Source organism: Telluria sp. LT1R51-2 (assembly GCF_059685775.1).
Genome location: NZ_JCASIM010000002.1, coordinates 608,251 through 620,036 on the forward strand (window position 1 = coordinate 608,251; position 11,786 = coordinate 620,036).

The 11,786-nt window shown below is 60.7% G+C and carries 6 protein-coding genes and 1 tRNA gene; 2 read left to right on the forward strand and 5 right to left on the reverse strand.

Features of this window, described 5'->3' with window-relative positions; genetic code table 11:
* Positions 1 to 4 precede the first annotated feature (4 nt).
* The 3 genes from prsK to AC56LH_RS20900 all read right to left on the reverse strand — a co-directional run bounded on the left by prsK (position 5) and on the right by AC56LH_RS20900 (position 4,349).
* Positions 5 to 2,077, reverse strand: coding sequence for an XrtA/PEP-CTERM system histidine kinase PrsK (gene prsK / locus AC56LH_RS20890; RefSeq protein ID WP_499649336.1), 2,073 nt, complete (start codon positions 2,075 to 2,077; stop codon positions 5 to 7).
* 97 nt (positions 2,078 to 2,174) lie between these two features.
* Positions 2,175 to 3,578 carry a TIGR03013 family XrtA/PEP-CTERM system glycosyltransferase gene (locus AC56LH_RS20895; protein ID WP_499649338.1) on the reverse strand — a complete coding sequence of 468 codons (1,404 nt, stop codon included), beginning with the start codon at positions 3,576 to 3,578 and terminating at the stop codon, positions 2,175 to 2,177.
* Between the two features lie 695 nt (positions 3,579 to 4,273).
* Positions 4,274 to 4,349 (reverse strand) — tRNA-Arg (locus tag AC56LH_RS20900).
* Positions 4,350 to 4,526: 177 nt separating this feature from the next.
* Here AC56LH_RS20900 and AC56LH_RS20905 point away from each other — a divergent pair.
* Together AC56LH_RS20905 and AC56LH_RS20910 are read left to right on the forward strand one after the other, a co-directional pair.
* A complete protein-coding gene (locus AC56LH_RS20905; protein ID WP_499649340.1) occupies positions 4,527 to 5,438 on the forward strand; it encodes a c-type cytochrome in 912 nt (303 codons plus the stop codon).
* 284 nt (positions 5,439 to 5,722) lie between these two features.
* Positions 5,723 to 7,354 carry a hypothetical protein gene (locus AC56LH_RS20910; protein ID WP_499649342.1) on the forward strand — a complete coding sequence of 544 codons (1,632 nt, stop codon included), beginning with the start codon at positions 5,723 to 5,725 and terminating at the stop codon, positions 7,352 to 7,354.
* Positions 7,355 to 7,432: 78 nt separating this feature from the next.
* Here the strand turns inward: AC56LH_RS20910 and AC56LH_RS20915 are convergent, their stop codons facing one another.
* Complete coding sequence (locus AC56LH_RS20915) at positions 7,433 to 9,499, reverse strand: M13 family metallopeptidase (protein WP_499649344.1); 2,067 nt, start codon at positions 9,497 to 9,499, stop codon at positions 7,433 to 7,435.
* Positions 9,500 to 9,575: 76 nt separating this feature from the next.
* Positions 9,576 to 11,663, reverse strand: coding sequence for a M13 family metallopeptidase (locus AC56LH_RS20920; RefSeq protein WP_499649346.1), 2,088 nt, complete (start codon positions 11,661 to 11,663; stop codon positions 9,576 to 9,578).
* Positions 11,664 to 11,786: the final 123 nt, after the last annotated feature.

Consider the following 11,786-nt stretch of genomic DNA (forward strand, 5'->3'; position numbering starts at 1 on the left):
TTCATCACGCAGCGCGCTCGTTGGCCTCGCGGTACAGCGGCAACGTGACGGTAAATGTGCTTCCCTGCGCAGGCACGCTGGTCAATGCCAGCGCCCCGCCCAATTCGTGGATGTATTCCCGGCTTTCGAACACGCCGATGCCCATGCCGGCCGGCTTGGTCGATTCGAATGGCTTGAACAGCCGCTCGCGGATGAACTCCTCGCTCATGCCGGCGCCGGTATCGGCCACGGTCACGGCGACCTCCGCGCCCGCGCGGGCAACCGAGACGCTGACACGGCCGCTGCGCGGCGTGGCTTCGATCGCGTTCTGGATCAGGTGGCCCAGCACGCGCTCAAGGCGCTCGCCATCGGCCAGCACCAGAAGGCCCGCATCGACCACGTCCAGCACCGGATGCGGCTCGAACGCACTCTTGAGCGCAATCGCCTGGCGCACCACGTTCTCGACGCGCAGCGGCAACGGCCGTTCCGGCGCATCGTTGCGGCTGAGCTTTTGCAGCATCATTTTCATCTTGTCGACCGAGTGTGTCACGGTATCGAGCATATCGCGCTGGAACTCGGGATTGTCGCGATGCCTTTCGGCGTTCGCGTTCATCAGCGACAGCTGGGCCACCAGGTTTTTCAGGTCGTGCACGACGAAGGTCGACATGCGGTTGAACGACTCGAACTGGCGCGCCACCATCAGCTCGTTGGCGGCATCCTGCTGCGCCAGATAACTGGCAGCCTGGCTGCCGGCGATTTCGAGCAGGTCGAACACTTCCCAGTTCAGCGACACGGGGCTGCGCGCATCCTGCAGCACGACGAAGCCGAACAGCTTGCCATGCATGATCAGGGGCACTACCAGCCAGCCGCGCGGAAACGCGACGAGCCACGACGGCAACACCAGCTCGCCGTATTTTTCGGGCAGGGCCGCGTATTCGCGCAGGTCGATCACCCACTGGGTGGTTTCCAGGAAGTGGCAGAAATTCGAATCGGCCGGCTCGGTCGCAGTGCTGGTGGCTTGCCACCCCGCCACCGGCTGAAAGTGGCCGCCATCGCCGTCGCGGCGCTGCCACAACACGCCCCCCGGACTTTCGACCAGTGCGCCAACCGCCTCGATCGCACGCTCGCCGATGTGGGTGCTGTCAGACGACAGGGTGCGCGTGAAGCGCATCCATTCTTCGCGGTAGTCGTAGCCGTAGCTGTAGAAATGCTTGCTGATGAAGACCTTGAGCCAGGCGCGGAAGGTGCCCGAGAACAGGGTGCCGGTCAGCAGCAGCAAGGCGCCGCACAGGAAGGCAACCTGCATCACGCCGCCCCAGCTGCCGCCAAAATAGCGCAGGTAGTAGCCGGCGAACCCCATCGCCAGCAGGTAGATGGCCGAGCCGAACAGCGCAGTCGAATGGAACATCACGCGGCGCGACAGCACCAGCGCGTTGGAGCGCGACGTGCTGCGCTTGACGGCGGTGCCGATCAGCGGCATCGCCAGTGCATTGACGATACCGCGCGCGGCCCAGGTGTCCGGGTGCATGTCGTGGAACAGCATCGCCTGGCTGTACATGTAGAAGTCGTAGGCAAACATCGCGCCAATGCCCAGGCACGCGAACTTGATGGCCCAGCGCTCCTGGATCGTCTTGTTGCGGTAGACCTGCTCGACGAGCAGCATGCCGAGCACCGCCTGGCACACGCGCGCCGTGACGTTGGGCAGCAGGCCGCCTTCGAGGTTGAGCATCAGGTCGGTCCGCACCAGCACCGTCACCAGCAGCAGGATCCCATAGCAGACGGCGCCGATGAAGATGGGCGTGCGCAGGCTGAACGGCCAGCGGCTGGCCGGATCGCGCGAGTTGCCCAGCAACAGCAGCAGCACGATGCACCAGGCGGCGCTGCGCAGGATTTCGAGGGTGTCTGTCCAGACCGACCACAACTCGTGGCCGGTGGCGGCCTGCCCGGCCAGTGAGGCGGACCAGAGCGCGGTGAATCCGCACGCGAGGGCGATGGCGGCAACCTGCGTGCGGCCGCGCCAGATGGTGAACAGCAGGCCGATCAGCAACAAGAAACCGATGGCGGCGACGCTATAGCTATAGACGGCAATGGTGGTCAACGTATGCCATCCATGAAAACGACCATTGAAAAATTCGGGACAGAAACGTTAAAGCCGGCGACCTGCAGTGCGCACACCACAGGTCGATCCGGGATGATCAGCGTCCGCTACGGAACAGCACGACCTTGAGCGTATTGATCAGGATGAGTACGTCCAGGAACAGGCTGTTGTTCTTGACGTAGTAGAGGTCGTACTGCAATTTCTGCAATGCATCCTCGGCCGACGATCCATAACCATAACGCACCTGCGCCCAACCGGTAATGCCTGGCTTGATGCTATGACGGACATTGTAATATGGAACCACTTCGATCAGCTGCTCGACGAAGTAGGCGCGCTCGGGGCGCGGGCCAACGAACGACATGTCACCCTTGAACACGTTCAGGATTTGCGGCAGCTCGTCGATCCGGGTCTTGCGCATGAAGTTACCGACACGCGTCACGCGCGGATCGTTCTGGGCCGCCCACTGTGGCGTACCGCCTTTTTCGGCATCGGCACGCATGCTGCGGAACTTGTGCACGCGGAAAATCTTGCCATCCTTGCCGACCCGCTCCTGCGAATAGAACACCGGGTTGCGGTCTTCCAGCCACACGGCCAGCGCCGCGCCCAGCATGATCGGGAACGTCACGGCCATGATCAGGGTGCTGCAGATCAGGTCAAACCCGCGCTTCATGAAGGTACGGATAAAGCTCTGATCAAAGCCACCGCCGAATACCAGCCAGCTCGGCTGCAGCGAATCGACGCGGATCTGGCAGGTTTCGCGCTCGAAGAATGTGGCGGCATCGGTCACCTTCACGCCTTGCAGCTTGCAGTCGAGCAGTTCCTTGATCGGGAAGCTGCCGCGCCGATTCTGCACCGACACCACGATTTCCTGCGCGCCGTACTGGGTCGCCATCTTGACGAGCGAGTCGCCTTCACGCACCTTGAGTACATCGGCGGCCGGCACGCACATCTCGTCGCTGCCCACCGGAATGAAGCCGACGACCTTGTAGCGGTGATAGCTGTTCTTGTTGACGGCCAGGTCGCTGCACTCCTTGGCCAACGCACCGTTGCCCAGGAACAGGATGCGCGACTGCATCAGGCGCAATTCGGATGTCTTGAAGAAGATGATGCGCGCGATGAAGATCCCGGCCGCAGCAAGGCCAAAGCCCAGCAGCAGGATGCCGCGACCGAAGTACAGGTCGGGGGCGACGTAGAACACCAGCGTCAGGATCAGGAAGCCCATCAGGAAGGCCGGCATCAGCTTCATGAAGAACGGATGGCGCAAGCCTTCGTCGAAATCGAGCTGGTACATGCCCATGGCGCTCATGCTGAAGCTGACTGCCACGGCAAATGCGACGGCCGACGCCAGGAAGTGATCGAACTGGTCGTGCGTGAGCGGTGCGCCGATGTCGAGAAAACGCATGGCTGCGCCTGCATAGGCGGCGCCCAACAGGATCAATATTTCCACGAATAGCAGGACGAAAACGATCTTCGACACGTAGTGGTTAGAGATCCGAAACATGTTATTCCCCAGAATTGATGATTACGCTTACTGCATGCCGAGATGCCGAATGCACGCGTCGTACACCCGCTGCACCACCGTTGCCTGTGTTGGCAGTTACTAACTTCTTCGATTAATTGTCAACCAATACAACGGCAACCACACGAAACGTTACACGTTGAAATACGCGCATGGGTTCCTGACGACACCGCCTTACAGCGGGTAACCTGGCAACGCCATGAAGACGAGGTCAATCTGGGAAATTATTCCATGATCCGACGTCGCAATGAATTTCTTGCAAGATCAACATCATTTTTAAGTTATTGTTTTGACATATTTTTAACATTCAATATAGCATGGAAACACCTGGCCACTCAACGACAGGCTGCTGTCCCGTCAGCTTGTTGCAACACGCACCCGACTACAGTCTGTGAGTTCGTCAGTACAGTTGCATCAAAAGACAACATTAGTTCCCATATGCAATAAAGTCGAGGGATTTTAGCATTGACCGTGCATAAAGCCACGCAAAGACTGTAATCGTGCGCTATAGATTTCAGAATAATTTGATGAACAACAACGACATGCAGGCAGGACGTGGCCAATAAGACACAGCGGAACCTGAACTGATATGGGAGTGACAAGAAGAAATACGACTGCCGGGCAAGCGTCACAACATAACGCCAACGACGGGGAAACATGATGGCAAGATGCCAAATTGGTGCGGCTGGCTGGAATCGAACCAGCGACCCTTGGCTTCGGAGGCCAATACTCTATCCACTGAGCTACAGCCGCACTGGCAAGCGTAGCGAAGGATACAGTCTTTCGTCGAGTACGTCCATGGGCAGCGGCGGAAAAACCCTGGCATCAATACAGGTTTACACTATAATAAGATGCTCGACGGCACTTGCAAAAAAGCCACTAGATCGCAGCGCCTCAGTGGCCGGTTTTTTTAATTGAATTAAGGAAATCATGAGCGACGCACAGCACGACCACGAATCCCTCATTCGTACGCCAAAACAGCTCGTGGTTGCTGTCGCGGGGTTCTTCCTAGTTATTGTCCTCGGCATCATCCTGCTCGTTACCTTCGTCACCAATGCGTCGACCACCGGCGCTGGCAGCAATGCCCAGAGCGCCGAAGCGATTGCCGCGCGCATCCGCCCCGTCTCCGATGCAGGTTTCACACTGCGCGACGCCAATACGCCACGTGTCCTGCTGGCAGGTGGGGCCGTGTACACGGCCACCTGCGCCGCCTGCCACGACAGCGGCATGGCCGGCTCCCCCAAGACGGGCGATAAAGCGGCCTGGGCGACTCGCCTTGCGCAGGGTTACGATACGCTGGTCACGCACGCGATCAACGGGATCCGCGCCATGCCGGCCAAGGGCGGCAACCCGGATCTGGATGATCTCGAAGTGGCGCGCGCCGTTGTCTTCATGACCAATCAGAGTGGCGCCAGCTTCAAGGAACCGGTTGCGCCCGCCCCTGCTGCTGCCCCGGCCACCTCGGCTGCGGCTGACGCTGCCACGGCGACTGCTGGTGCAGCGGTCGCTGCAGCCCCGGCAGCCGCCGCACCCGCAGCGGCTCCAGCGCCGGTCGCGAGCGCGCCAGTCGCTGGCCCGGCCGTGGCCAGCGCCGATACCGGCAAAAAGGCGTACGACACGGCATGTTTCGCCTGCCATGGCGCCGGTATTGCAGGCGCGCCCAAGTTTGGGGACAAGGCGGCGTGGAGTGCGCGTATCGGTCAAGGCTCCTCGGTCTTGTATGACCACGCCATCAAGGGATTTCAAGGGAAAGCCGGTGTCATGCCGCCAAAAGGTGGCTCAGCGCTTCCTGACGCCGATGTCAAGGCTGCCGTGGACTACATGGTGGCGGCAGTCAAATAAGCATTGCCAACACCCGCAAACAACAAAGCGCCGCATGCGGCGCTTTTTGTTTATCTGGCAGTTTTAGTTCCAGCTCAGCATGACAGCCTGCCAGAAACATACTGATCGTGTATTAATTGAACAATTCGTTGTGTTTCTTTTAAACCTCCATATTTATCATATATGTCATGTTGATTTAAAAGTAAAGTAACAATTGCTTACAAAACGGAACAAATAAATACCTTATCCTGCACAGCCTCCAGTCGAAATAAATTCCTATCGGAATCTTTACAGGATCAGTACACATGTCCCTCCGTTCAAAATCTGCCGTGCCTGCTTCGTGCCGCTTGTCAGCCATTTTCCTCGTAACGCTCGCCGCAGCCAGCGGCGCTTCTGCCGCCACTCTGTCAGTGGGACCAGGAAAAACCTACGCTGCGCCCTGCGCCGCTTTTGCCAAGGCACAGTCCGGCGATATCATCCAGATCGACGGCGGGAAAACCTATAGCGGTGACGTGTGCGCCATCAGCGCCAGCAACCTGACCATCCGCGGCGTGAATGGCCGGCCCAAGATCGACGCCGCCGGCAAGAACGCGCAAGGCAAAGGGACATGGGTTGTCCAGGGTAATAACACCACGGTGGAAAACGTCGAAATGGCCGGCGCAGCGGTGCCAGACCGCAATGGCGCCGCAGTACGCGTAGAAGGCACCAACTTCACGCTGCGTTCGTCGTACCTGCACGATAACGAGAACGGCATCCTGACTGGCGCCAATGACAACAGCAGTATTGTCATCGAAAACACCGAATTTGCTGCCAACGGCCGGGGCGATGGTTACACCCACAATGTCTATATCGGCCACGTCGGCAGCCTGACGTTCCGCTACAACTATTCACACGACGCCAATGGCGGCCACAACCTCAAGTCGCGCGCCAGCGTCAACACGATCAACTACAACCGCTTCTCGAGCAGCACCGGCAAACCGAGCTACGAGATCGACCTGCCAAATGCCGGTACCTCGTATGTCATCGGCAATGTGATCCACCAGCCGGCCAGCCACAACAACCCTGGTTTGCTCGCCTATGGCAATGAAGGCGCAAGCAATCCCAAGCAGGATCTGTATGTGGTGAATAATACGTTCCTGAACGACGACAGCGTGCGTGGCACCTTCGTGCTGGTCGGCGGTAGCGTGACGACGCCAGTTCTGCTGCAAAACAATATCTTTGGCGGTACCGGTGCTGCGACCAACCAGGCCAATGCCATCGACCGGACCAACTTCCGCTCGCTCGTGCCAGGCTTTATCAACCGCCTGCTGTTCGATCTGCATCCGATCGCTAACGTGCTGGTGATTAACGCCGGTTCGGTGCCGGGCGTGTCGGCAGCCGGCGTGTCGTTGACGCCAGTGGCCCAGTACAAGCATACGGCGTCGGGCGAGACCCGCACTGCGGCAAGCGCACGCGATATCGGTGCCTACGCGGCGCTGACTTCGGGCGGTACCCCGGCGCCAGCGCCGACGCCGTCGCCATCCCCGTCCACCTGGACCACCTGCGCCAACGAAAACGCCACCTGCGGTTTCAGCGGCACGCGTGAAGTACGTTATGGCGCGGGCAATTCCTGGGTCGTTAAAGTCTTCACCAACAATGTCCAGTGCTCGAACGCCGTGTTCGGTGATCCGATCGAAGGCACGGTCAAGACCTGCAGCTATGCCGGTACCGCGTCGACCGCACCGACCCCGGCGCCGACCACGCCCGTAACCTGGACCGCATGCGCCGCAGAAAACGGCACCTGCTCGTTCACCGGCACCCGCGACGTGCGCTACGGCGTGCCGGGCGCCTATGCCACCAAGGCGTTCACGACCCGCACCGCCTGCACCAATGCGGTGTTCGGCGATCCGATCGAAGGCACGGTCAAGTCGTGCAGCTATTCGAGCCAGGCGCGCTGATCGCAGCAGGGTAACGGAAACAACAAGGGCCGCGAAAGCGGCCCTTGTTTTATATACGCAGTAGCCTGCGCTGCAGGCTTACCAGATGATCACGCGATCTTTTGGCGCCAGGTACATCTTGTCGCCGGCCTTGACCTTGAACGCCTCGTAGAAACCAGGCTGGTTCTTCAGCGTGCCGTTGGCGCGGTACTGCGCCGGTGAGTGCGGATCGGTCTTGATCTGCGCGATCTGCGCCGGTTCACGCATCTTCGTGCGCCACACCTGGCCCCAACCCATATAGAAGCGCTGGTCGCCAGTCAGGCCATCGATCACGGGCGCTGTTTTGCCCTTGAGCGAGATCTTGTAGGCCTTGTAGGCAATCGCCAGACCCGAGTTGTCGCCGATGTTTTCGCCGAGCGTCAGTTCGCCATTGACGTTGTACCCTTCAAGCGGGCTGAACGCGGCGTACTGGGCGATCAGGGCCTTGGTCTTTTCGCCGAAACGCTTGCCGTCTTCTTCGGTCCACCAGTTGCGCATATTGCCGTCGCCGTCGTACTGCGAACCCTGGTCATCGAAGCCGTGACTGATTTCGTGGCCGATCACGGCGCCGATGCCACCGTAGTTGACCGCGTCGTCGGCCTTTGCATCGAAGAATGGCGGCTGCAGGATCGCGGCCGGGAACACGATTTCGTTCAGTTCCGGGTTGTAGTAGGCGTTGACGGTTTGCGGCGTCATGCCCCACTCGTCGCGGTCGATCGGTTTGCCCAGTTTGTTCAGTTCGCGGTTGTATTCCACATCGCGCGAGCGCATCACGTTGCCCACCAGGTCATCGCGCTTGACAGTCAGCGCCGTATATTCCTTCCACTTGTTCGGGTAGCCGATCTTCGGCGTGAACTTGGCCAGCTTGGTCTGCGCTTCCTTCTTGGTCGCCGGGCTCATCCAGTCGAGCGTGTCGATCGAGTCCTTGTAGGCCGCCAGCAGGTTATTGACCAGCACTTCCATGCGCGCCTTGCGCTCGGCCGGGAAGTGGTCTTTCACGTACAGCTTGCCCACGGCATCGCCCAGGCTGCCTTCGAGTGTCGAGACGCCGCGCTTCCAGCGTGGTTCGAGTTCAGGAATACCGGCCAGCGTGGTGCCGTTGAACGAGAAGCGCTGATCGACGAAGGCTTTCGACAGGTAGTTCGCATAGCTGTTGACGGTCTGGAATTGCAGGTACGCTTTCCAGGTCGCCAGCGGCACGCTGTTCAGGACGTCGGTAAAACCTTTCAGGTAGGTCGGCTGGCTGACGATCAGGTACGTTGCCTTGCCCTGCAGGCCCGAGGTCTTCAGCCACGTGTTCCAGTCGTAGCCTGGTGCCAGCGCAGCCAGCTTGCTGAACTCGACCTTGTTGTAGGTCTTGATCGGATCGCGGTTCTCGACCTTGGTCCACTGCACCTTGGCCAGTCGGGTTTCCAGGTCGAGGATCGCTTTCGCGTCAGCGGCCGCGGTCTTGCTGCCGGCCAGCGCCAGCATCTTCTCGATGTGCACCTGGTACTTGGCGCGCACGTCCGCCAGCTTGGCGTCGTCCTGCTTCAGGTAATAGTCGCGGTCGGGCATGCCCAGGCCTGACTGGTACAGGTCGGCGACGTACTTGGTCGAGTCCTTGGCATCCTGGTGGATGAAGAACGTGAACGGCACGGTCACGCCAGCGCGATTCAGGTTAGCGAACAGCGCCGGCAGTTCGGCCTTGCTCTTGAGCGCGGCGATCTTGTTCATCTCGCCCTTGAGCGGCGTGGCGCCCAGTTGCTCGAGGCGTGCTTCGTCCATGTAGCTGGCGTAGAAGTCACCGATCTTGCGCGCCTCGCTGCCGGCGGCGGCGTTCTTGTCGGCGGCCGTGCGCTCGATAATCGCGCGCAGTTGCGGCAGCGTGTCGTCGCGCAGCTGGTGGAACGCGCCCCAGGTCGACTTGTCGGCCGGGATCTCGACGGTCTTGAGCCACTTGCCGTTGAGGTGTTCGAAGAAGTCGTCCTGCGCGCGCACGGACGGTTCGATGTATTGCGTCGCAATGCCGGACGACAGGCCGGCCGGTGCGGTGGCCGCGGTGGCCTGGGCCTGGGCCAGCGCCATCGGCGCAATGAACGACGTGGTCAATACCAGCGCTGCTGCGCTGATCAGTTTTCGTTGCATGGTATCTCTCTTTATTAGTTTGTGAGTGCAATGCAAAAGGCCGGCGCTCGTGACGCCGGCCCCTTGTCATGGAACCTTACCAGATGATGACGCGGTCTTCAGGCGGCAGGTACATCTTGTCGCCCGGTTTCACGTTGAACGCCTCGTAGAACTCGGGCATGTTCGACACGGTGCCATTGGCGCGGAACTGGCCCGGCGAGTGCGGATCGGTTTTCACCTGGTTGATCTGCTGGGCTTCACGCATCTTCGAGCGCCACACCTGGCCAAAGCCCATGAAGAAGCGCTGGTCGCCCGTCAGGCCATCGATCACCGGCGCCGGCTTGCCGGCCAGCGACAATTTATAGGCCTTGTAGCCGATCGACAGGCCGGCGTTGTCGCCGATGTTCTCGCCCAGCGTCAGCTCGCCATTCACGTTGTAGCCCGGCAGTGGCGCGTAGCCGTTGAACTGCTTGACCAGCTTGTCGGTGCGGGCCTTGAAGGCGGTGCGGTCTTCTGCCGTCCACCAGTCGCGCAAATTGCCGTCGCCATCGGACTGGCTGCCCTTGTCGTCGAAGCCGTGGCCGATTTCGTGGCCGATCACGGCGCCGATCGCCCCGTAGTTGACCGCGTCGTCGGCGCGCATGTCGAAGAACGGCGGCTGCAGGATCGCGGCCGGGAACACGATTTCGTTCATCGTGCTGCGGTAGTAGGCGTTGACCGTCTGCGGCGTCATGCCCCACTCGGTATGGTCGATCGGCTTGCCGAGCTTGTCGATGTTGTAGTTGTAGGCAAAGGTCGACGCACGCATCGCATTGCCCACCAGGTCATCGCGCTTGATCGTCAGGCGCGAGTAATCGCGCCACTTGTCCGGATAGCCGATCTTCGGCGTGAACTTGGCCAGCTTGGCGCGCGCTTCCTTCTTGGTAGCAGGGCTCATCCAGTCGAGGTTGTCGATCGACTGGCCGTAGGCGATGATCAGGTTCTTGACCAGCTGTTCCATACGTTCTTTGCGCTCGGCCGGGAAATGCTCGGCCACGTACAGCTTGCCCAGTGCCTCGCCCAGCGTGTCTTCGACGGTCGCCACGCCGCGCTTCCAGCTCGGCCGCTGCTCGGCCACGCCGGTCAGCGCGGTGCCGTAGAACGCGAAGTTCTCGTCGACGAACGCCTTCGACAAGTACGGCGCGTATTCGCGCAGCAGTTGCCATTCGAAGTATGACTTGAGCGTGGCCAGGTCGGTCTTGGCCAGCAGCGCATCGAAGCCCGTGAAGTAGCTTGGCTGGTTGACGATGATGGTGTCGATCTTGTTGCCCACGCCGGCGGCGGCCAGTGCGCCTTTCCAGTCGTAGCCCGGCGCCAGCTTGGCGAGCTCGGCGACCGTCATCTTGTTGTAGCGCTTGACCGGGTCACGGTTCTCGACCTTGGTCCACTGAACTTTCGCCAGATCGGTTTCGAAGTCGACGATTGCCTTGGCCTGTGCGGCGGCGTTCTTTTCGCCGGCCAGCGTCAGCATCTTCTCGACATGCACCTGGTACTTGGCGCGGATCTCGGCCAGCTTGGCGTCGTCCGCCTTCAGGTAGTAGTCACGGTCGGGCATGCCCAGGCCGCTCTGGCTGATATAGGTTGCGTGGCGGGTCGACTCGCGCATGTCCTGGCCGACGTAGATGCCGTACGGGCTGACCACGCCGATCTTGGCCAGGTGAGCGGCCAGCGCCGGAATGCCCTTCTTGTCCTTGAGCGTGCGGATGCGCGACAGTTCACCCGTCAGCGGCTTGTAGCCGAGCGCTTCGCGGCGCGCGTCGTCCATGAAGCTGGCGTACAGGTCGCCGATCTTCTTCGCTTCGGTGCCCATCTTCGCACCCGTGTCCTTCTGCGCCGTCTCGATGATCGCCAGCAGTTGCGGCGTGGTGTCTTCGCGCAGCTTCATGAAGGTGCCCCAGCTCGAGCGGTCGCCCGGGATCTCGGTCTCTTTCAGCCACTTGCCGTTCAGGTGCGTGAAGAAATCGTCCTGCGGACGCACGCTGTTGTCGATGTACTGGGTATCGATGCCGGAAATCACGCCGGCCGGTGCTGCGGCGGTTGCTGGAACAGCGGCGGCGACCGCAGGCGCGGCGTCGGCGGCCATGGCCGGTGCGGCAAAGGCTGCCGCCAGGGACAGGGTCAGGGTACTCAGGAGAAGTCGCTTCACGGATAAGTCCTTGGTTGCTAAGTGTTCGCAGGAATAAACAGCATCTGACCGGTCGCGCCTGCTGCGTGCCGGCAAAGGAACATTCTAGCGGGTGGACTTGCAACGGCGTTGGCCGTGGTCATT

Coding starts and splice junctions, on each gene's coding strand:
- AC56LH_RS20895 (WP_499649338.1), bottom strand. CDS start 3,578: ATGTTTCGGATCTCTAACCACTACGTGTCGAAGATCGTTTTCGTCCTG.
- AC56LH_RS20905 (WP_499649340.1), top strand. CDS start 4,527: ATGAGCGACGCACAGCACGACCACGAATCCCTCATTCGTACGCCAAAA.
- AC56LH_RS20915 (WP_499649344.1), bottom strand. CDS start 9,499: ATGCAACGAAAACTGATCAGCGCAGCAGCGCTGGTATTGACCACGTCG.
- AC56LH_RS20910 (WP_499649342.1), top strand. CDS start 5,723: ATGTCCCTCCGTTCAAAATCTGCCGTGCCTGCTTCGTGCCGCTTGTCA.